Annotated in this window: 8 protein-coding genes; 6 read left to right on the top strand and 2 right to left on the bottom strand. The window is 41.6% G+C overall.

From position 1 onward, the window contains the following. The first annotated feature begins 325 nt into the window (after window positions 1-325). From Q0954_RS02865 to Q0954_RS02880, 4 genes are all read left to right on the top strand, one after another. Window positions 326-14701 carry a hemopexin repeat-containing protein gene (locus Q0954_RS02865; RefSeq protein WP_299453296.1) on the top strand — a complete coding sequence of 4792 codons (14376 nt, stop codon included), beginning with the start codon at window positions 326-328 and terminating at the stop codon, window positions 14699-14701. A gap of 268 nt (window positions 14702-14969) precedes the next feature. Further along, complete coding sequence (locus tag Q0954_RS02870; RefSeq protein WP_299453298.1) at window positions 14970-16286, top strand: hypothetical protein; 1317 nt, start codon at window positions 14970-14972, stop codon at window positions 16284-16286. 42 nt (window positions 16287-16328) lie between these two features. Next, the gene (locus tag Q0954_RS02875; protein ID WP_299453301.1) at window positions 16329-18251 is read left to right on the top strand and encodes a hypothetical protein; all 1923 of its coding nucleotides are present in this window, start codon (window positions 16329-16331) and stop codon (window positions 18249-18251) included. A 47-nt stretch (window positions 18252-18298) separates the two neighbouring features. Beyond that, a complete protein-coding gene (locus Q0954_RS02880) occupies window positions 18299-19636 on the top strand; it encodes a hypothetical protein (protein WP_299453304.1) in 1338 nt (445 codons plus the stop codon). A gap of 579 nt (window positions 19637-20215) precedes the next feature. Here Q0954_RS02880 and Q0954_RS02885 read toward each other — a convergent pair. Then, on the bottom strand, window positions 20216-20833 hold the full coding sequence (locus tag Q0954_RS02885) for a hypothetical protein (protein WP_299453306.1): 618 nt from the start codon (window positions 20831-20833) through the stop codon (window positions 20216-20218). 461 nt (window positions 20834-21294) lie between these two features. On the opposite strand from Q0954_RS02885, the gene Q0954_RS02890 reads away from it, so the two are divergent. Next, window positions 21295-21741, top strand: a complete 447-nt coding sequence (locus Q0954_RS02890) for an META domain-containing protein (RefSeq protein WP_299453309.1) — start codon at window positions 21295-21297, stop codon at window positions 21739-21741. A 230-nt stretch (window positions 21742-21971) separates the two neighbouring features. On the opposite strand, the gene Q0954_RS02895 is transcribed toward Q0954_RS02890, so the two are convergent. Next, window positions 21972-22781 carry an XRE family transcriptional regulator gene (locus tag Q0954_RS02895; protein ID WP_299453312.1) on the bottom strand — a complete coding sequence of 270 codons (810 nt, stop codon included), beginning with the start codon at window positions 22779-22781 and terminating at the stop codon, window positions 21972-21974. Between the two features lie 232 nt (window positions 22782-23013). On the opposite strand from Q0954_RS02895, the gene Q0954_RS02900 reads away from it, so the two are divergent. After that, window positions 23014-23541, top strand: coding sequence for a hypothetical protein (locus tag Q0954_RS02900; RefSeq protein WP_299453315.1), 528 nt, complete (start codon window positions 23014-23016; stop codon window positions 23539-23541). Window positions 23542-23768 lie beyond the last annotated feature (227 nt).

The raw sequence follows: 23768 nt of genomic DNA on the forward strand, positions 1-23768 counted from the left end.
AACAAATATTTTGTTTTATTGGCACATCTTATTTTTCCGCTTTACTGACCAAGGAGTTGCACGGCATTGCTTTGCCCAATTTTTAAGTGTTTGACAAGAGGCAAGCTTCGAGTCCTTGGATGCCGATGCATATCGGTGCGACAAGTCGCAAGTCCTTAGATACCGATGAATATCGGTGCTACCTCCTGTTTATCAAGCAACTAACGACCTTATTTACAACGCATTATAATGTTGTTAGTTAGAAGCTTTGTTGGTGCTTCAGGCTCTGAAGCGCCCCAACAAGTTCAAAAAAACTTTTCAATCCCTAAACATAACCACCTAAATCATGAGTACATTTAATGATTTGCCAGACTACGAAGCTCTTTTCGGAGACTTGGATTTTAAAGAAGGCGATGAATCAAGATCAGTTTATTCTCCCGCCGCTTACCTGGCAGATTTACTGCAAATGATGGACGATGAATTTTCTTCTACCGAAGATGTAAAAGCCAGGCGTCCTGACATACGTAATATTATTCTTGATTATGAAAATTCTTTCGAAGAAATTCCTTATTTGGAGGTAGTCAACGAAGTACTTGAGACTAAAATTGGAGACAGTGTATACACCGACTTGCTCGAGGCTTCTTACCCTTTTAACATGCCCTTCAACCTCGATCACGCCGAAGTACAGCTCTATTTGAAACATTTGGGCATTTCTTCTGAGGAGTTGTATAAAACTTTTTCGCTGGAGCACGATGATAGCATTATTGCCAGAGAATACCTAAACCTTTCGGAAGAGGAGTACGAGATGATCATTTCGGAGCATAGTTATGGGCCTGTTCGGAAATACTATAACTACTCAAGTGATGATGACACCTCAGACCTTGGTTTTCAGGCATACATGGCCAATGTCACTACCTTTTTAGAAACCACCGACCTCACGGGGGTACAAGCCAGAGAACTGCTCTATCAAAACCTGCGCGAAGAGGAGTATGGCTTTCAGAGCAACTTTTATATCAATAACGGCTTGGCAGGCGATGGCTATGCCTTGCTAGACGATACGGAAACGTATATTGTCTGGAGCAATGATTCGGAAGGAACTTGGCAAGACGATGCCAACAACACCTACAATGAGTTGCCTTATGATTGGTATGACAGGGTCAATCGTTTTACCCGTTTTGCCAATAAAATAGGCATTAGCTTCACCGATTTAGATTTGATCATTAGGCACTGCTGCAACAACACTTTAGACGCCGATGCAGTGGCTATGGTGGCTTCGGTAAAGCAACTCAAGGAAGCGCTTGATGTGGAGTATGATGTAGTGGTGGCGCTGTTGTCTACCATCAACGAAATGGGGCAAACCGAAGGGGATGAACCACAAGACCTTTTCAACCGCATTTTTAACAATAAATGTGTACAATTTGACGAACGCTATATTCTGGGCTCAGTAGATTTGGCTACAGAGTTTCAAGAAGAAGAGGAGTATACTGAAATACCGTATTATGCCGACCTGTTTTCGGATGACAACTATGATTTCAGAAAACGGGCACGCTATGTATTGGGGCTTTCTAAACTTGATTTGGAAAAGATTATTCAGCGTTTGGACGACAAAGAGGTAGAGGATAGCCTTTGGTTGCTGGAAGAGAACAAGATGGAATTGCTCAACTTCCTTTACCGCTTCACGAAACTAGCATCTTTGCTGGATATTGGTCACGAAGAGTTGTTTACGCTTTTTGATGTGCTGGAAGTAGACCCCACCATTGCCCACCACAATCAACAAAACATCTTCCTTAGCTACTTGCCTTCTACGCAAGACTGCTACGAGATTTTTATGGGTTCGGAGGTAAAAGATCAACAATGGTTGATGCATACTTTACACTATACCTGCAAATGGATGATGGAGCACGGATTTACGGCGGACAATTTATGGCAAATAACCACGGGTAAATTCAAAACAGAAGAAGCAGAAGAGGCTTCTCGAACAGCCAAAATCACGGCGCTTGATGGCATTTATCAAGGGTTTAAACCCATGGTGCTTAAGCCCGACTCTTTCATCCGCGCCCCCTTCGACAAACGTGCTTCTGGGGTGATTTATCGCACGCTAGAAACCTTGAATGAGGCTAAAGACCAAGATGTACGGTTGGTGAGCTACTCGAAAGAAGAGGCGGAAATGATTGCGCACAAGGCAGTAGACCAACTTGGTTGGGTAACTAGCCTAGATTTTACCGACTTGGGCATTGAGGAGAAACTAGCTGAGAAGATGTTCCGCAACTTGGTGATGATAGGCTACATAGATGAACAAGGGATTATTCAGTCTGAGACGTTTCCTAAGGATCACAAATACTTTCGCTTGGAAACCAACTTCGGTTATCTTCGTCATCAGCTATTTAGCATATTCCAAGCGCTTTTTGAAGGGGCAGAAGTGCAAGAGGAGGAAGACCTAGAAGACTTGAGTATTTCTTTGTTTCCGTCTGACCTTGAAGCTTTGGGGCTAGGCGAAAACGAACGAGATGAATTGTATGATAACCTCATCTTTAACAATTACATAGACGAAGAGGGCAACATTCAACACCCATTTTTCTTTGCGAAGGATGAAAACGAGGAGAGTTTTGATACAGAAATAGATATTAACGATTATGCACCCCAAGTATACAAGCAGTTTGAGAAAAAACTCCACATGTTTGAAAAGGGGCATTTAGTCATTAATAAATCAGTTTTTAGCGAATTGCCCTTAAAAGAAGGCGAAATAAATGAGTTGGTTGAGAACTTGATCTTCAATGAGTACATAGACAAAAAACATGTAGTTAAAGACAAACAATGCTTGCTTAAAGAAGATGCCAATGAATTTAAGTTAGCCCTTCATTTCTATCCACACAGACATGCCATTCTTCGCTTGCTCAAAGACAAAGTAGAGCGCTTTCAGAAAGAGTACTTGACCATCAGCAGCGCTTCGCTGAGCCCAATAGCGGATAAAATTGTAGCGAAATGGGCTTTTCAGGATTTGCAATCAGACTATCTTGATGGTTTTAAGTTACTGCCATCTGCAAGAGATTTTTTCCTGAACGAGGAGAATAAAAAAGAATTTATTTTAAGCTATTATTTTGATAACCTGCCTGGCACCATCTTATTTGATCGCCTAGCAAGCATTATCAAAACCACTGAAGATTTTCATGTAACCAGGCAAGCTTTTCAGGATTTGAAATTCTCGGAAGATGAAACCACCGAAGTAATGAAAATACTTCGCTATATGGACTCCATCACCGAAGACAACAAGTTGCCCATAGGCTCATTAGACTACTACTTAGAGTCAAACAATGCCCTCTCTTTCTATGTAAAAGGTTTTGAAGATTACAACAAAGATATATTCTTTTTGCTACAAGCAGTAGCCAAGCAGGTAAAAGAGGCGCAAGAGGTGATTCAAACGGTTTTGAAAGAGACTGCCGAAAAGCAAGACCGTTTTTTACACGACCAATTACAAGGCATTTTTGGGCTAAACGCCGATATTATGCAGTCCATATCACGGGCGGTATTTGAAGGGCAACATGATATAAAGGCGGCTTGGATGTCTCCTATTTTTAGTGCTGTAAATGTACTAGATAGCGTAACCGAAGAACCCCTAGATGCTGCCTTCAATAGTGCGTTCAAACGGATTCGCCAGTTTGCTATGTTGTCAGGCAAATTGCAGCTTTCAAAAGAAGAAGTAGAAATTGCCTTCCGTGACCAGAACTTGGTTGCCAAGTTTCCCGAAAAGCTAGACCTTGACGTAATAACTGAGGTAGGTGTACCTGGAACAACCGCGATAGAAAAAATTGATGCTGTTCTAGAAGGCGACGAGTTTATTTACTTGTTTCACGATGGCAAGTACTGGATTTATCGCAAATCGGACTACGAATTGGTTGACAAGACGGATTTGGAAAGCGATGAGGATTTGATTGACCTACAACGAGACGATGACGACTTGAGAGAGGTGCTTGAAGATGACCCAATTCGATTATTGTTTGAAAAAGAGGGAGACTCTATTGATGTAAGCGCCGCTTTTAAAGACAAGGAAGGGAATACCTATATTTTCACCAAAGACTATTATTTTCTCTTGCCAAAGGGGAGCGACACTTGGGATGTACGCTACAATGAGTTCGGAAATTTAGACAATAACTTTGAAGCCATCACCGAAATAAACATGGCTTATAAAGACGATGAAGGCAGGTTGTTTTTATTTGCCAACGACGAATATGTAAGGTACTCTGATGGGCACAGTTACATTGATGACGAATACCCTAAAAAAATTGCTGAGAGCTGGAAAGATGAACACCTAAAAGTAGACCTTCCCACCCATTTTGGTCATCAATTGAGTGCTGCTTTTGAGGGCACCGATGGCTATTCTTATGTATTTAATGGGCGTGGATTTGTAAGCTCCGAGCACCAAGGACAAATGATGCCAGTGGATAAACACTGGGGAAGGATGGAGTATGAGTTTAAAGGAGGCAACCATATCGATGCTGTATTAAAAGATGGTGCCGATATATATTTGTTTTCGGGAGAGGTAATGGTGAAGTATACTGACTGTCTCGAAAATGAAGGCATACAGGTAGCCGAAGGTTTCCCAAAACGAATCATAGACCAGTACCCTGCACTTCCTTATGAGTTTGCTCAAGGGGTAGATGCTGCCTTTAGAGGAGAAGATGGTAAGCTCCATTTTATCAAAGATGAACACGCGGTAAGTTTTAACGAAGACGATGAGCAAATAGCGCTCTTAGACTTAGCCGATACTTGGGGAATTGTACAAAACAATATCCAAATCACTGGAACTGTTGATGCGGTATTGTCAGGATTGGATGGCAGAGTCTATGTCTTCAGTGGCGATCAATACTTCCGCTATTCGGGCAGTAATTACGCAAAAGTTGACCCAGGCTATCCTCGCACTACTTCCGAAGATTTTAAGGGGTTGATGCAGGTAGAGGCGGCTTTTGTGCTCGATGGTAAAACGTACTTGTTTGGGATTGCCGAAAACGAAAAGCGGATGTATGTGCGTTACTCTACGCCTGACTATACCGAGGTAGACGAAGAAGACGAGGACGAGCACAGCTACATTACTCCAGTAGAAAGCCTGCCCGATGTTGAAGAGGTGGAAACTTTCCCCAGAGATCAAAATGACGATGAGTGGTGGAGCTTCCCACAATCGTTGATTGATGCAGGTTTTGAAAAAGTAGACGCGGTTTTTAAAGCACCCAGTGGTTTACATTATTTATTTTCGGGCGAGTATGTGGTAGAGTTCAACGAGGCAAATCGTTGGTGGTCGGAGCCTGAAAAAATTATTGAAAAATGGGATAACCTGCCTTTTACTGCTGTCACTGCCGCCTTTACGGGCAAAGACGGGAAAGTCTACCTTTTCTCAGACACCCAATATGTGCGTATTTCTGACGGAGATTTTTGGAAGGTAGACAACGGCTACCCAAGGGCCATTAGCAAATACTGGGGCGAAGTAGAGAATAACATAGAGCGTTATCGTAAGGTAGATGCAGCGCTTGTATTAGAATCTCGCGAAGACGAAGAGGACGACGAAGGAGACGACTATGTGGACATCAACCGTCACACCTACATTTTTGCTGGTGACCAAATATTCCGTTACCTCGCCGACGATTACACTAAAGTAGAACAGGGTTACCCCAAAAAATTGACTGACCTCAAGGACGAGCCTCGTTTTGGGGAGTTACAAGGTAAAATACATAAAATAACTGCGGCTTATGCCGACGATCGAAATGTATACTTGTTTGACGGGGGCAGTTTCCATGTGGTATCCGATGACGAAGATCACCACCAGGGGGTTTATACTTCCGATGAATTTTTGGGCATTGCGGCGGTTACCTTTAACTATGGCAGTGTCTACACCCTTGAGGATGGCATTTGGAGACGTGCCAGTAGCTTAGAAGCCGAAGAAATTGAGAAAGTAGACGAAACGCCCAACTTCCTCGATGCGGTGCCCGATGCGTTTAGAACCGAAGCAAGTGCTGTATTGAGAGGTACCGATAACAATACTTATGTGTTTAAGGGTACCGAGTGTTACAATACCTTGCTTGATTTGGAGTATGCCACGGGCGAAGAGTGGGGCATTGCTAGAAACAACATAGAAATGAACGAAACCATTGATGCGGCTTTTGTGGGCAGAGATGGCAAAACCTATGTTTTTAGTGGCAACCAATATTTTGTGTATGAAACGGATACCTATGTAGAAAAACAGACCGAAGACCCGCCAGAGCTCATTGCCAGCAAATGGGGAGGCTTGAATAACGTGATGCTTGCCTATGTAAAAGAGGGCAAAACTTATCTATTCGAAAAAGCAGATGTCAGCGGTTATTTTAGGTATGTAGTATACTCTAACGACACCTACGAAAAGCCTGATGCCGGGTATCCAAAAAAAGCAGATATTGGCTTCTTTGGCATACCAAGCAAACAAGCCGAAGAAGGCTTCGATCGCTTTGATGCTATGTTGATGCAAGGCGACAATATGATCTTTATCAAAGGTCAGAAATTTATCCGCTATAACACCGACGAAGAGAACTGGTCTTACCCCAAAGACTTGGAGTTGCTCTATGAGAACTTCCCTTTTAATAAAACCACTTTTCAAGAGGTGAAAACTGCTTTTGAAGGCGCCGATGGTACCCTTTATTTCTTCAATGAAGATCATTATGTGACCTACGCAGGCGGGGCGTTTTCTGGAGTCACCGAAATCAAAGATCATTGGGGATTGGTGAGCAATAGCTTTGCCGATGCCGTAGACGCTGCCTTTGTATACAATGGGCAAATCACTTACCTGGTTTCTGGAAACAAATATGTTCGTTATTCTACCTCAGATTATCGCTATGTAGACGAAGGTTATCCCAAAGAAGTGGCAAAAGACTTGCGAACCGAAGCACCTTTTAGTTTTATGCCTAAGGAGTTTCAGTACGCCATTGACGAGATAGAAGAGTCGGAAGAGGAACTCCGCCTAACGGGAGTATATACCAACCCCAGAAATACTTATGTTTTCTTGAATAACAAATTGTATGTGGGCTCGAAGCACCAATACGATCGGTTGAACATGAGGCATTTGGGCAAGGTACGCAACAACTTTCAGGAGAAAGGAATGGTGGACGCGGCTTTTGTTGATCCTGCGGGCAAAACCTACCTATTCTCAGGCGATCAATACATTCGTTATTCTGATACTTACTACAGGTACATAGACGAAGGCTACCCCAAATTGATTATAGATGATTTGGCGGCAGAACTAGGACTGAGCAGTGTACCCGATAATTTTAAATATGGCATTGACGCGGCTTATAGTGATAGCGACGAAGTGGTGTACCTTTTCAAAGATGAAAACTACATTAGTTCAAATAGTGGCACCGAGCTATTGTCGATCAGCGATCACTTTGGCAAAATCAAAAACAACTTTCAGGAAGAGGACGGACAAACCATTGATGCGGCTTACATAGATGAGGAAGGGCGCTTGTTGGTGTTCAAGGGCGACCAGTTTATTCGCTATACCGACCCTAAAGAGTTGTTTACCGAAGACGATGAACTACAAAAATATGTCGATTCGGGGTATCCTATGCTCATTGAAGATCACCACGCCAGGTTGCCCGAAGGCTTTAGAGAAGACCTGGAAGCTGCCTTTATGTTTGAGGGTAGGATGTATTTTGCCAAGGACACGTCGTATGTGATGGCGGTTGATGGCTACCACACCTATGACGACAACATTTACCCACAAGAATTTAAGTACCGTTGGGGCGACTGGGCAGATTATTTATTGAGCGATGTATTGGCATTGGCGCGATTTAAGAAATTAGCCGATACCTTTAGCAGCGACAAGTATGACTTGCCTAGTTTGCTACACAAGGGCGATGGCATAGAAAAAGAGCCTTATTTGGCTATGTCCGAAATCTTTGGCTTTGACAAGGATGAAGTACGCTGGGTGAAACAAAACAACGCTTTCTTAGAGTCGCTCAGTTCGTTTGAAAAACAGTTTGACATGGAACTCATCATCAAACTGTATGACATACTGACCAAGGCGCAGGAAATAAATGTGGATGCCTCTAAACTGTATGAAGATGTATGGGTAAACTTGTATGGTGCTACAGTAGATAGAACTACTGCCAAAACCAAGATTTATCAAATGTTGGGTACAGTAGAGTGCAACGACAACTACCAGGCACGACTAGACCAAGTGGAAGGAGAGCTTAACACCCTGAAACGAGATGCCTTGGTACCTTACGCCATTTCTATAGATGACGATTTGTTAGATGCACGCGATCTGTATGAGAAAACATTGATCGATGTAATGATGGAGAGCGAGGCTACTACTTCACGCATTAAAGAGGCCATTGCCGCCACCCAACTTTACTTCCACCGCTATTTTATCAACTTAGAGAATGTAGATCTTGCGGGCTCGAACGATGAAGAGGTAAAAGAGCGATTGAGAAGACAATGGGAATGGATGCGCAATTATAGGGTTTGGGAAGCCAACCGAAAGGTGTTTTTATACCCCGAAAACTACATCCGTCCTGAGCTCCGAGACTCGGATTATAAAACCCCTGCTTTTGAAGTGTTAGAACAAGACCTGATGCAAGGCGACATTACAGAAGACTTGGTAGAAAGAAGCTATAAAAAATACTTAGACGAGTACACCGAAGTTTCTCGTTTGAAGATTGCGGGTGGTTATATCTACGACGAGATAGGGTCTATTGGCAGCAATGATAAAAACTTGGTGCTCTTTGGGCGAACCAAAACCGATCCGCTACGCTACTACTACCGCTTTGCCAATTTTATAAACGGCGAGAGCAGTGGAGCTACTTGGGAACCTTGGAAAAAAGTAGAAGTGGCCATTGAGTCTACCAAGGTTTACCCTGTGTATGCGTTCCATCGAGTGTTTGTGTTTTGGGCTACCATTGAGCGCATCATGAACGACGAAGACGAACAAGATACGTCTACAGCGGCGGTAGCGTCTACTACCGACGATGACGACTCTGACATTCAGTATTTTACTTCGTCTCCCTCTTCATCTTCGAGTGGAGGAGGTTGGTATCGGGTAAATATTTACTATTCCTTCTACAACCTCAATGACGAGTGGTCACAACCCCAATTGTTGGACACCAGCATCGAAACACAAGGCAAAATTACCAATGTTGAACTGTTTGTAGAAAACGCCGAAAAGATTGATGGCTATGACGACGATGACTATGAGAACATCGTGATTAGTTGTAAGTATACTTACTACGACTTTTCTGTACTCAGTCTGCCCTACTTCTTAAAACGTATTTACACCAAGAGTTCGCTGGTAAAAACCAAGCAGGTGGCTTATAGTCTCACCTCGGAGTTGGTGACTTATACTGCCGATACGCCTGACTTTGAAAACAAAGGGATGGAAGTATTTGAACACCTCTTTCCTGAAGAAGACTCTAGTCAATTGAATAGCAGCGACATTGTGATGCTCAATTCTATTGAGAATAGTTTGGATGGTCCTTGGTTTACTTATGATTACAAAGGAGGCGGCTTTTTGGTCAAACCTTCGGTGGTGGCGTTATCTACCGATAAATGGCCGCAAAGCCTGGCAACCAACACCGAAAACCTCCCTACCGACGAGAACATTACGGCTGCCTTCTATGATGGTGATAACATCTATTACATGGTAGGCACCAAATACTATGTGTATGATGGTAGCAGTGTCATAGAAAGCGGTAATAATTCGGCACGTTGGGCGCAAGTTCAAAACAACATCCAAGCCGATTATGGAATAGATGCGGGTTATAATGACGGTACCAACGTATACTTGTTTTCGGGTGATCAATATTACAAATACCTGACCAACGGGGGAGACTTGGCTGAAGAGTACTATCCTAAGTTTATCAAAGATAATGACCTGGGTATCCCTACCGATTGGGGTAATGTAGATGCAGCTTTTCAAGGGGATGATGGCAATGCCTATTTGTTTAATAATGCGTCGTCAAAATACATTGCGCTAGATGGCAAGTCTGGAGAAAGTGATATTTCCAGCAAATGGGGAATTTTAACGAATAACTTTACTAGCTCCAGTGCTACCCCCATAACAGACGCCTTTGTTCACAATAACACACTTTATGTGTTTAACGGCAATCAATGGATTCGTTACACTTCTATTACTTCCAACAATGGGTCTATCTCAAGCGCAACCCCTGAAGTAATCAAAACTGGCGACTTCCAAAGGTTTATGGTGAAAGAGTTTGGCTTCAGTGAAGGAGACCTTATATTTTATAGTAACCTGGATTTAACATCTATATGCTATGACTCCAAAAACGACTTATTAAGGGCGTATCTTGGAGGTAGACTTGTCGACTTTAATTTATCTAATCAAACCATCACTAATAGCGATGAGATTGAAGCCCTGGTTTATGTTGAGTCAGAAAACTCTTATGTAGTAAAGGCAGGAACCAATGATGGAAAGTTGGCGATATACAAGAACTCGTTAAGCAATTTCAAGGGTTATTTCTACGTACTCGATCAATATGAAAGTGTGATTGACCCAGATGCTGCCTTTTGCTATGACAACCTTGTATACCTGTTGGCGGGGAATAAATACTGGACTATAGATATAAGCCAGTTCAGCGTCAAACAAAATAAAGTACAGTATGTGATGGTAAACGAGGATAGCAAAACCATTTCAAATACTTTTGGCTTCAGTTTGACTTTTAATAACACCAGCATTGATGCGGCGTTTACGCTTAATGGGTATACTTACCTGCTGTCAGGAAGTCAGTATGTAAGGTATGAAGGGACTGATTATGACACCGTAGAAACTGTAGGGGCTATTGCCGACCTCTTGCCAGGCCTCCCTTCCAATTGGTCGGGTACGGTAGATGCGGCATTTACTTATTTTGATAGTAAAACCTATTTGTTTAACAGTGCCAAAAACCAATCGCTTGAGCTCAGCTCGGACTTTAGCACCTCAAACACGGAAACCATTACAGTAGACTGGGGAAATTTGAACACCCAAAACTTCGACGCAAGTAACATTGATGCGGCTTATGTGCTTGACAGTAAAGTCTACTTATTTAGTAATGACCAGTTTATAGCACATAGCATTGAGGTTGACGAGGAAGGCAACGTGACCGTAAGCCAACAGATGGATGAAAACTATCCAAAAACGATTGGTAACGGGGTAAGTGATGTATCGGCGGCTTTTGTGCTCAATGGTAACATCTACTTGATTGTAGATAGCCAGTATTACAAGATTTTGGATACGGAAACACCAGACAACTTTGCCGACAGTGAGGGAGCTACCATCAAAGGAAACTGGGGGAACTTCCCAAGCGATTTGCATGAAGGAATGACTGCCGCGTTGAACAAAAACAGCAAGTTATACTTCATTCAAAATGGTCAGTTTATCGATTATGTGGTGGATGATGAAGATGAGGCGAAACCTTATGAGATTGACGACATCAACTATGAAATCGTGCGATTGACCACCAGTACCGCCGATGCGCTCAACCAGGCCCTGCTTGCTTCGGTAGATACGCCTACGGGTATTGGAGGTTTGCTCAATGCCACCGTACAACAAACGGATGAAACGCCCTCGTTTAGCCGAGAAGCAGGAAGCTCTAGCCCTACTACAATTGAGGCTGATGCCAACTATGTATACTCGTCAGATTTACCCGTGAGTACCCATTTGGACTTCAATAGTGCCAATGGAATTTATTATTGGGAGATTTTCTTTCATGCGCCTTTCCACATTGCGATGTCGCTCAATACCGATCAAAAATTTGAATATGCCAAAGAATGGTATGAATACATTTTTGATCCAACCGAGACAAGCAACTATTGGAAATTCTTGCCTTTCCTTGCCACCGACATTAGCGCTTTGCTTACCTCTATGGAAGGTAGCTTGGAGTACTTTGGCAGTGATGGCGATGACGCAAGGGCAAAACTAGAAAGCTTCTCTACGTTTTTGATTGAGTTTAACCCAGTGTTCCAAGGGTATACCTCGCTAGACAATGTGTCGATTGGGACTTATACTGATGCGACAGAGGGTGAAGTGACCAGAACCCTTGCCAATATTGAAAGCTGGCCTACTTATACCGAGCTTTCGCAGGCGGTAACCAACCTTACTACCTCAAGCACTGACGCTGACCAGCAAACGTTGTTGGAAAGTGCCCAAGCGAACTTGCAAGAGGTATTGGCAGTTTGCGCCAAGCTCGACTATCGCTATGAGCTAATGCAAAATACCACCGCACAAATTAGTACTTACCTCGACGACCCGTTCGACCCGCATACCATTGCCGAGTATCGTAAGATTGCTTACCGCAAGGCTATTGTGATGAACTACATAGACAACTTGCTCGACTGGGGCGATATGTTGTTCCGCCAATACACCAGAGAGAGCATCAACGAAGCCCGTATGTTGTATGTGTTGGCGTATGACCTTTTGGGTAAAAAACCTGAAAACCTGGGAGAAAAGGTGTTGTCCGACGATGTGGCATACAGCGAACTCAAGCAATATTCTGGTTTAGACGATGACTACGATTTTATCTTTGACCTAGAAAATGCCAACTATGACGAAGAGGAGGAAAAAGTTATTTCTTCGTATGATAGTTTCTCTTTTGCGGGGATGGTGCACGACTCTATAGCAGACCCCTACTTTTTTGTTCCCGAAAACTCCTTGTTCACAGATTATTGGGGCCGGGTAGAAGATCGTCTCTATAAAATTCGCCACAGCCTCAACATCATGGGCATCAAACAACCCTTGCCGCTGTTCCAACCACCTATAGACCCCATGGCGCTCGTAAACGCTGCCGCTGGAGGTGGAGGTTTCAGTAGTGCCTTGGCTGGGCTCACTATGGAGGTGCCTCATTACCGATTTGGCTATATGCTTGGCAAGGCTAAAGAGTTTGCCCAAAAAGTAGAACAGTTTGGCAGTGACCTATTGGCAGCCATCGAAAAGAAAGATGCCGAGGCATTGAGCATTCTTCAAAATAAAAATGAACACAATATTCTTCATCTTACCACCCAAATCAAAGAAAAGAACATTGAGGAGGCAGAAAAGAGTATTGAGAACCTCGAGGAAAGCAAAAAAACGGCTGAACTTCAGAAACAGCACTATGACAGCCTGATTAGTGATGGATGGCTCGACGAAGAAACCCAACAGATGGACTTGATGATTGCGGGCATTGCGTTGCAATCGGTGGCTGCCTTTGGTTATATTTTAAGTGCCATTGCCAAGGTAGTGCCTCAGTTCAGCATGGGCCCCTTCAACTTTGGGGTAACCACAGGAGGGATGCAAGCGGGCGAGTTTCTCGAAAGCACCAACGAGTCGTTCCAAACCACGGGCGAAGCGCTTATGACTTCAGGCGAATTGGTGGGTATACGTGCCCAACACCAACGCTCTGTGCAAGACTGGGAGCTGCAAAGAGATATGGCAGATGGTGAAATCAAACAATTGGAAATTCAGATTTTGAGCGCCAAAATACAAAAAGAGGTAGCCCAAAGAGAATTGGAAGTTCACAAAAAGGAGATTGAAAACAACCAATCAATCGCCAACTTTATGACCGATAAGTTCTCTAATGAAGCCCTCTACCAGTGGATGTCAAGCAAGTTGTCAAGTATGTATTATGATTCGTACAAGATGGCGCACGACATGGCAAAACAAGCCGAAAAAGCCTTCCAGTTCGAAACGGGCACACCCGCTTCGGAGGTAAGCTACATTGGGGGCACCTACTGGGATAGCCAGAAAAAAGGACTGTTAGCGGGTAGCAGCCTTGGTTTTGACCTTAGCCGAATGGAAAAGGCTTACATAGAGCAAGATTCGCGTACTTTTGAAATCACCAAAAACATCTCTTTGTTAGAACTAGACCCACTCGCATTTATGCAACTTAAGTCTAAAGGCGTGTGTGAGTTTAGACTGACTGAGGCTTTGTTTGATTATGACTTCCCTGGGCACTACAAGCGCCAGGTAAAAACCATTGCCCTGGCTTTTGACATTGGCGAAGGGCAATATGTAAATGCCACGCTTACTCAGTTGAACAATAAGGTATTGCTAGAGCCCGATACCAAGGCAGTGAAGTACTTGCTAGATGCTAAAGGTACCCAACCGTTGTCTATTCGCAACGACTGGAAAGCCAACCAGCAAGTGGCGCTTTCTTATGTAGACCAATATACTGAAAACAATGGTTTGTTTGAGTTGAGGTATTACGACGATCGTTACCTGCCATTTGAGGGAACTGGAGCCGTGTCGTTGTGGAGTCTAGAACTGAACGGTAAAAAAGGCTTTAACTACAATGTAAAAGACTTGTTAGATGTGACCATCAAGTTACGCTATACGGCGGTGCAGGGAGGAAGTGCCTTTGCCAATGCGGTGAAAGGTGCCTTGAAACCCTACCATACCACTAGTTTCTTTGACATTGCCTATAACTTTACCGATGCTTGGAACACTTTCATGCTCAGCGATGAACAAGACTTGGAGCTCACCTTTACCCGTGATATGTTCCCTAGTATGAGTGGTAGTAAAGTAAATGGGTTGTTCCTTAAATATGACTATGAGGGGGATCAAAAGCCTACATTCTTGCTCAATGACGAAACCAAACTTACCGACAGTACTTACCTGGAAATAGGTAACCTAAGCGTAGCCAAAGAGGGCTCTACGTGGAAGTTTACTGTACAGGGCGATAAGTCAATGATTACCAATGTAGAGATGATTGCTTCATACAAGGCAAAAGTTGAATAACCTTGTTTTTTCAGTCTTGGCAGGTTTTAAAAACTTGCCAAGGCTGATTTTATTTTTTGTAAAAACAATAGTCTACAATGATTATAAGCCATTGTTTTCCAAACCTACATAGTGTAACCTTTACTCAGTTTCGCTTTTAGGCACAGGATGTAACTTGATGCTATGAATTTGTTAGTTATCTACGGAGCAGGGTATACCTAGCACCTTGCACCTAGTCCCTAGCACCTTGTCAATGCTCAACACTGTAGACTACTTTAAACATACCCTCATGAATCAGTCAGCAAAAAACAAAAGACAACGAGGCAATGCGAACCGGGCTAAGTTGAAACGCCAAAAGAATGCTAAAAATGTATTTACTGGTGTAAACCGCCCCGCCAAGAAACGCTCTACCGCACTTGCCAAAAAACAAGGAGGAGCAGGCGTCAACAAAAAAAGAGAAAATAGAGCAGCCAAGAAATCTGGCATTGCCAAAAGCAAAGAAGCCAAGGCAGGGTTCTCGTCTAAGCCAGATAAATGGTACAAGGGGCGCAACCTCTACCCCACTGCGGGCAAAGATGGCGCAACCATTTACTTGCCTCAAAAAAGCGATGCGACACCTTCGGAACTGCTCAAAGGACAGTTTGTGAAAGACGTAGATGTTGGAAAAGAAGTGGCAGCAGGTGTACCACCCAAAGAAGACCAATGGTACAAAGGACGGAACCTCTACCCTACGCTTGATGAAAACGGAAAAACAATTTATCTACCTCAGCAAAGCGATGCGACACCTTCGGAACTGCTCAAAGGACAGTTTGTAAAAGATGTGGACACGGGCAAAGAGGTGCTCAACGGTGTAGACCCCAAACCTGACCGGTGGTACAAGGGGCGCAACCTCTACCCTACGCTTGATGAAAACGGAAAAATGACGTACCTGCCGCAAAAAAGCGAAGCCACCCCGTCGGAATTGCTCAAAGGGCAGTTTGTAAAAGATGTGGATGCGGGCAAAGAGGTGCTCAATGATGTAGACCCCAAACCCGACTGGTGGTACAAAGGGCGCAACCTCTACCCTACGCTTGATGAAAACGGAAAAACGACGTACCTGCCGCAAAAAAGCGACGCAACTCCAGCCGAACGTCTGAAGGGAAACTATGTGAAAGACGTAGACGCTGGCAAAGACGCTATTGAAGGGTATGCCCCCAAAGAAGACAAATGGTTCAAAGGACGCAACCTGTACGCAACCTTGGGAGATGAGGGCGAGGTGGTTTACCTGCCACAGGAAAGCGATGCCACCCCGTCGGAGCTTCAAAAAGGGCAGTTTGTAAAAGAGGTAGACCAAGGGAAAAAAGTAAGGGAAGTACTCCCCAAAAACACCAAACCCAAAATAGACGCCCAAGGAAGGATGCTTTACCCTGTAAAAACCCAGTCAGACGGTAGAAAAGAGGAATTGGTGTATTATCCCAAAGAAAGCGAAGCCACTGCCTCAGAAAAAACTAAAGGGCAGTTTGTACGCGACGAGGAGGTGATCAATGAACACCCCACCCGAAGACGCGCCCAAAGGGCTAGTAAACCTGAGGGGCGGAACCGTAGAAATGCAGTGACAGAAATTTAATCAACTAACTTAAACAATTTAAAATAACTAATTAACCATATTATGTCAGATCGTAACCTTCATAAAAAAAAGTCAGATCATAACCTTGATGCACAACAGTCAGATCATAATCTTGATGCACAACAGTCAGATCGTAATCTTAGTAAACAACAGTCAAATCGTAATCCTCGTAAAAAAAAGTCAGTTCGCATTGACCCAAGTATAACCACTAGTACATCTACTAAAAAGAATAAAAAGCAGAAGAATCGAGCGCGAAGCAAAAAAAGCAACATGTCGCAAAGACAGATGAGTGATTTAAGAAGAACAGAAAGCCTGAGGAATTTGGAGCAAGATAAAGTAGATGTATGGGTAAAAAGCGTCTTAAATAGATTAGTAAAGAGACAACAAGGTTTTGATAAGAATATATTCAAAAAAACAGCAACCGAGCAGGAAGCTGCATTAAAAAAACTATGGGAAATTAGCGATAAAGTATCATTCAGAAGAAAATTAAGAGATGAGTACCTGTCCGAATTATCAGTGGATGATTTACACGAGGAACAAGAATTGGTCATAGATGATCTTACAGGTGAGTTAAAAAAAGGGAATTTAGTGATTATCAGTGATACTCATGGCCCTAAGGAACCATATATTTATGCATCTATATTAATGGATGAACTTGTTGATTCTTCAGGAGTATTGATGATTGAAGGTCCCTGGACAATGCCTGAATGGACAGATGCAGAATTTAACGGTAAAATAGATGAGTGGAGCCAAGTAGCCTGGAATTCTCCTTATCAGGCAGATTTAGTGAAGAAAGCCAGAGAATTAGGATGGGAGGTAGTATCAGTTGATATAGGGAATGAAGACGATCCAAATAATAAGAAGCTTAACACATATTCTGGTAGGCAAAAATATATTGGGGGGATGATAAAATCTGTGATGGATAATCAACAAAAGAAAGGTGAGAAAATTCTCATAATTGGTACTCGTCACGTTCACGGGAATAAAATTTATAAGGGAGGATTAGACAAGTGGACGAATCGGAAATTAACAAAAGAAGAGCGTTTAGATGACGCAGACAGAGCTCAAATTTGGGTCTTGGATAAAGACGAATCAGATTCACCAAACCCCAATTACAAGGTAGATATAGACGCTTATCGTGAAGAATTAGTAAATGCTGTATATAAAACAGCAAAGGGTAAAATTGAAGAACCAGTGGATGACATGATTAGAGGAGGTGATCAGGCAAAAACTGAGGACGATGAAAGAGTTATCTCTGCCCAAAGCAAAACATTATTCCAGAAGTTAAAAAAACTTCATGGCAGTGATGCTGTCATCTATTTCAAAGATGGTAAAAAAAGATACTGGAAATCGGAGTATAAGGACAATCCAATGGCTAAATTAAGTGAAAAGCAAACATATGCATTGACAGATTTGACTGGACAAGGTCCAAACTTTTACTTTCCTCCGTCTGGTGATGACTCTGCCAATGATAATCAACCGAATCTCCTCAGCAACGGCAATGATTCCAACAATGGCAACATCCTTAACAACGGCAATGATTCCAACAATGACAACATCCTTAACAACGGCAATGATTCCAACAATGACAACATCCTTAACAACGGTAATGATTCCAATAATGACAACATCCTTAACAACGGCAATAATGACAATGCTCCCAATAATGACAACGCCCCTAATAACAATCTACCCAATAACAACTCTCAACAAATTAACCTTGACACAGTTCAAAATATAGCGGGGTTCTATAGTGAGCAAAAAAACTTGGTAGATACTAGCAACCGAACAAGTTTGGAAACATTTATTAGCACCGCAACGGAGATCAATGAACGAACGATACAATTACGGGGCAATCAAACTAACAACAGCCAAGCCCAATCATCTTTAGATGATTTAATAGTTCAAATTGCTCTAGACATTTCAGAAGCCAGGCAAAGTTTAAAATCGTTGACTGGTCAATAAACCAAACCCGTAGTATTTTTTTATGAAACTCCTAAAACACTCAAACGATGGATAGACAACTGTTGTCTCGAATGCGACAAAAACAAAATAAAGCCAAAATGGATGCCGATGGTGTCATTGGCAAGCGTAAGTCTGACTCAAGGAAAAAAGGGGCATCCCTTGATGATGCAGCGTCGGTGTCTGATACTACCTCAGGCTTTAACAATACCGTTGACGCTATTTTAGCGTCTGGTACTGCCCCTTCCGATATGATAAAAACCTTGGACAACCTTGTGCCCAGAACCGAAACAGAAGCGGAGATAAAAGAGGGTGCCCAACGCTACTGGAGCATGGTAGAACAGTTTCATGAACTGTATGGTGTTTACCCTTGGGAAGTAGTGCATACCTTGCACCCCAAAGACCGGATTGGCGCCAGTAGTGGACAAACAAAGGCGAACGATGACTCTACCAAAGAAGCCCCCTATGTTCGGAAACAACACGAACTAAAAGCCATTACCGGGGTGCAATTTTCGGAAAAAGATATTAAAACCGTTGAAGCCTTGGTAAAGGAGGCTAAAGCAAAGGGGCAGGTAGCCAATAATCACGAACAGTTTATAGCATTGGCAGTAAAAGCTGGTCATATCAACCCCAGAGAGGCCTCTACAGCCCGGTTTATGCTAAGGTATATGGACAGCCTGCGTATTGTTGGTAATGAAATACAAACCGTATACAACCAATTGGATGTATCTAATGAGGTAGAACTTCAGCAAGGGGTACAAGCTGTTGCTCGTTTTGTAGGCGAAGAACTCCTCACTAGATTTATAGGAAATAGAGTGAATGGGCTAAGGACTGGAGGTGTTTACAACACTTGGGCTAATTTGGATCAACTTACAGCTTATTTAAACCGAGCCATCGAAACCTTCGAGAACGCCTTTATTGCTGCTACTGAATCTAAAAAGTCGGGCAGGCTGTTCAGGCTAATCCAAATACTCAACGCGAACGAGTGGAATGTTGAAAAATATATCGGGCTTCTTCAACGGGCTCAATTCAATATCTACGATACGTCCACCCCGTTTGGGTTTCTGGCAAACGCTGTTTATGAATCACCCACCTCTCAGGGAGGAAAAGGTGGTGATGGACAAGCAGCACTCAAAGCAGCTTTAGACGCCTTATACACGGAGAAATACCTCCCCACAAATTTTACACAAGAGCAAATTATAAATTACGATTATAACCATACAGTGGATGATTTTAGGAACTGGTTACTTGCCCAAGGCTATACCTACAAAGTCATAAAACAGGCTGTAGCCGCTGAAAGGTCTTATTCGGATATAAATGAGGTAAAACCTATTACAGATGAAGATATTAATAAGCTGCTAGACACCTCCTATAAAGTACTTGACTGATGATAGCTTGGAAAGTAAAGTCATCTGTTTATCTGACTAGAGCTATTTAAAATATAGCAGATCATACATAGGGGCTAAATGAGTAATACAAGGGAGCGTTCATTTAATTGTGCTTTTTGAAAAAAAATACTGATAATCAGCAGGTTAAATTTTCTAGACATAGCGTTGTGAACGCTCCCTAATACAATATCAAACAATAATTAGCGAATGTTGAATTTCGCCTTAACATCTCTCGGCATTTGCTGTTCGGTAGATAATATTGTTGAAAATCATTCATTGGCATTCATCATTCGCTATTCAATCGATTCATTATTTAGCTTCTAAACTATCAGAATGCTTCATTTATCTAACACTACCTGAGTAATTAATTTAAGTTGCAAGTTACAACTAAGTAGCCAAGTGATATAAAGGCATGAAATTGTAGTGGAACAAGAACTATTTGAAGCATTAAAGAATAGAAGGGGGTTGCTGGGAGAAAAAAGAAAATACCCAAATAATCTACTCAAGCAAAACACTCAAAACTGCTGGCAGTTCAAGAAGAAAACAGGCAGCAGACCTAACCAGGCAAAGCCAATTAAGCTAGTCAACACAAGTTTTATTGTAATAGTCTACCACTTGCGACACTTTACGTATTTGCTTCTTTTTGATTTTTTCTTGAAGGCTAAGGCAGTCGAAGAAGTACTTGACTAACGTCTTTCTTTTCAAGCCGAATAGTCCCTGAGTGGCTCTAATGAAAAATTGATCTTCCTCTTTTCTAAACAAATCCATCCAAGACGAGCCGGCTTCGCCTTGTTCCCACCATTCTAAGTAATAATGGCTCAGTTTTCCTTTACTAATCACCCGCAAAAAATGCCTTTCTCCATTTTTAGGATCAATATCATATCGAGGATTTAGTAGGGTAATCCCTCGCGACGATTGGCTGAGCCAAAACCCTTCATAGTTGGTATTGTTCACATTAAAAGCTGCAACATTAGCCCTTTTATATTTTTTTCGATTTCCTTGTGTATCAGTAAATCGAATCTTTTTATAATACCGAGGGGTTACTTTGCGCTGATTTACATGTTCTACTTTGCCATATAGGGTGTCGCCAGAGTTAAGTACTATATAGTGTAATGAATGGCTGGTTTGCGCCCTTGAGGTAGGGAGGTTTATCCATAGTAGGGTAGTAAGAAGAGTAAAAATTTTGATAATTTTCATAATTGTAACTAAGGTAGTATGCTTTAGTACTAAACCAATTTCAATTTATTTGATAACGTATAGGACTACAAACACGGCTACCCAATCGTTTTTTTCTTTCAATGGATAGAGTAATTGTTGTACTCTCTATAATAACATACGTTCTTCTGGCACACTCTCTCAATTTCTTTATAACAAGTTGACTTGTTCATATACAATGTGGAGGGAGCTTCTTTGGTAGCAAATCAGGACAGACATTTTCTAAAACTAATCAAAGGTATCAAATTCGGACATTTTATTTTTTGTAAAACTAGGGGAAGTCCAGTGTCTTCTTGTCTTTATTACAAAACAAGTAAGTTTATTAAATATGCTATGCTACAAGATAAGTAAAGGCATAATTATTGAAAACAATAGTCCATCAAGTAGCATTTCAACAATATTTATCGTGTTGATTATCAAGATATTGACATTAAGAAGAAGATATGAAGTTAGTAAGGCAATATATAAATATTTTACCCATCATTTTGTTGAGTTTTATGTTCACTCTTTCGTCGTGTGACGCTACTAAGGAGCAAGACGTGACTCCAGTGGCTTTAGATGGCACCTGGCAATTGATAGGCTATCAGAATACTGCCGGAAAGCTTGAACAAAACACTGAAAATATTAACGAAAACCCTATCATTGCTTTTAAGCAAGGTGATTATGGTGGGTCTACCCTACACAATGCCTACACAGGCAGCTATACCCTTATCAATAATCAGTATTTAGTACTGACTACTCCAGTGAGTACCCTCACTACCGAGTCGCAATGGGGCGTAAAATTTCTGGAAAGTTTGCCTCAAGCTGAAAATTACAGCATAGACAATCAATTATTGTATATGGCTTTAAAAGGTGGTGAGGTTCGTATGGTATTTCAAAAAATGAAATAAAAAGCAGGCTAAAACTATGTGGGTTATACCAGTCCGCAGCTATTTGTTTGAATGGTGGTTACTTTCTTGTTTTAAATGTTTTAAATTTATTTTGTTTATTTGAATTATCTTCAATTTACTGTCTATATATCTCTAAATGCTGCGAACTGGATTAATTGGGTCTTGGTTGCATAAAAACTCCCTGTTTTTGGTTTACGGTCTATTTACAGGACGAAAACCTGGCAATCAAATTATTTACGAACGCGTCGTTCCATTTTAATATCTTGAAGCTCATCTTCTAAGCGCGAAAAAGCAGATTTTAGTTCTTGCAATGAAGTGACACTATCATCAGGCATATCACGACTAATATAAGCAGCAAACTTCCAAATCTCTACTACTTCGTCAGCGGGTACCTCATAAGGTTGATAAGCAATGTTAGACGATTTTAACAAAAATGTACCTCTTTCGGTAATTTTGTTGTACACCTTCTTAAGTACTACTCCATCATTTTTTGCCACCACTACACAAGTTTGTCCTTCTTGTACATCGTTCCAGTTTGCTACATATTCGCCAATAACAATAGACTCTGGCAGTAACGGTAACATAGATTCTCCGGCAATTTCAAAGGCACGGTAAGTTCTACCTTCAGGTAAGAAGGGCAATTGATACTTGGGCAAATCTTTCAAATACTCTGCATCTGCATACCCTTTGGTATATCCAGCAGCGGCTTTTTCGGGCACCAACTCAATATTTTCATTGTTTTCGCGGTCAGTGGTAATAGTTAGAATGCGTAAGTTCTCGGCAGAAGCATATTTTTTCACTTCTTTTTGTTGCTGAAGATCTACATCTCCTAAGGTTGCTAATTCGACATTTAGCAATTGATCTAATGTAATGTTAAAATACTGAGCAATTCTATTCATCACTACCAACTTAGGCTCAGCGCGTCCATCTTCATACGAAGAAATAGCACTACGAGTAATACCAAGTGCATTTGCAAGGTTTTCCTGAGTTTGCTTTCCATTGCGCTCTCTCAGGTGTTTTAAATTTTTGCTCAAAAACATATCAAAAAAATGTTAAAAATATTGGCTAATAATTTTCCTATTCGGTATATTTGCTAACAAATTTAGCAAGCTAATCGGTCATTTGCAAGGTTTAAACGCTAAAATTATTAACAATCAACCACTTACAATGAGCAAAGCATAAAAGTTTGTCAAAAAAAATAATTTAAAGTCAGTCAGATAAGAAAAATACTACGGGTTTATGAAAAAAAATTAAATAAAAATATCTGAGGTCATGATTACAGCACAACAAACAGCGAAACCAAAAACAACACAACGAACACGAAAAACTCAGCAAAAAAAAACTACCAGAAAAACCAGTACAACAAAAAAGAGTGTAACACCTAAAAAGAAAACTCCCCCTGTCACTACTATTGACATGGCAGATGTGTTTACTTCAGGGGCTACCAAGAGTATAGTATTATTGCTGATTATTTCGTTTAATGTGGTTGTATTACGCAACAGTTTTTTACTATCGGCTCCACCGATGGGTTTTTCGGGTGACATCAAAATAGACGCTTTGTTATATGGCCTAGCCATTAGTGTCTTGATGGTGATTATCTTATTTCATGAAGATCAATGGAAAAATGCTTTTTGTCCAGGGGCCATTACTTTGTATGCCGATACTTTAATTCTAATCCTGTATATGAAGTGGTTTGAATTTATGCTAGGCAAGTGGTTATCTATGTGGCTATTGAGTGGTTTGCTCATAGCAATGCCGGTAATGGGTTTGTTTATTATGGTAATAATGCTAAAAAAATAAAGCTGTCCTATTATAATCAATACTCCGCAGTGATTTTAGTCAAAGTTGATTATCAAATGGTTATAAGTTTAAAAACTATTTAATTCCGTGTTTAGACGTAAAACCGAAACCCTTTGAAAAATAAAGCAAGTACGCAAATTTAATATACGCCATTGGTTTACAATGATTAATAGGGTAAACATTTACTCGAATCCGCTATGGACTACGGACTAAATGCTATGGACTAT

Source organism: uncultured Microscilla sp. (genome assembly GCF_947493425.1).
In the GTDB taxonomy this organism is placed as follows: Bacteria; Bacteroidota; Bacteroidia; order Cytophagales; family Microscillaceae; genus Microscilla.

Coding starts and splice junctions, on each gene's coding strand:
- Q0954_RS02865 (WP_299453296.1), top strand. CDS start 326: ATGAGTACATTTAATGATTTGCCAGACTACGAAGCTCTTTTCGGAGAC.
- Q0954_RS02870 (WP_299453298.1), top strand. CDS start 14,970: ATGAATCAGTCAGCAAAAAACAAAAGACAACGAGGCAATGCGAACCGG.
- Q0954_RS02875 (WP_299453301.1), top strand. CDS start 16,329: ATGTCAGATCGTAACCTTCATAAAAAAAAGTCAGATCATAACCTTGAT.
- Q0954_RS02880 (WP_299453304.1), top strand. CDS start 18,299: ATGGATAGACAACTGTTGTCTCGAATGCGACAAAAACAAAATAAAGCC.
- Q0954_RS02885 (WP_299453306.1), bottom strand. CDS start 20,833: ATGAAAATTATCAAAATTTTTACTCTTCTTACTACCCTACTATGGATA.
- Q0954_RS02890 (WP_299453309.1), top strand. CDS start 21,295: ATGAAGTTAGTAAGGCAATATATAAATATTTTACCCATCATTTTGTTG.
- Q0954_RS02895 (WP_299453312.1), bottom strand. CDS start 22,781: ATGTTTTTGAGCAAAAATTTAAAACACCTGAGAGAGCGCAATGGAAAG.
- Q0954_RS02900 (WP_299453315.1), top strand. CDS start 23,014: ATGATTACAGCACAACAAACAGCGAAACCAAAAACAACACAACGAACA.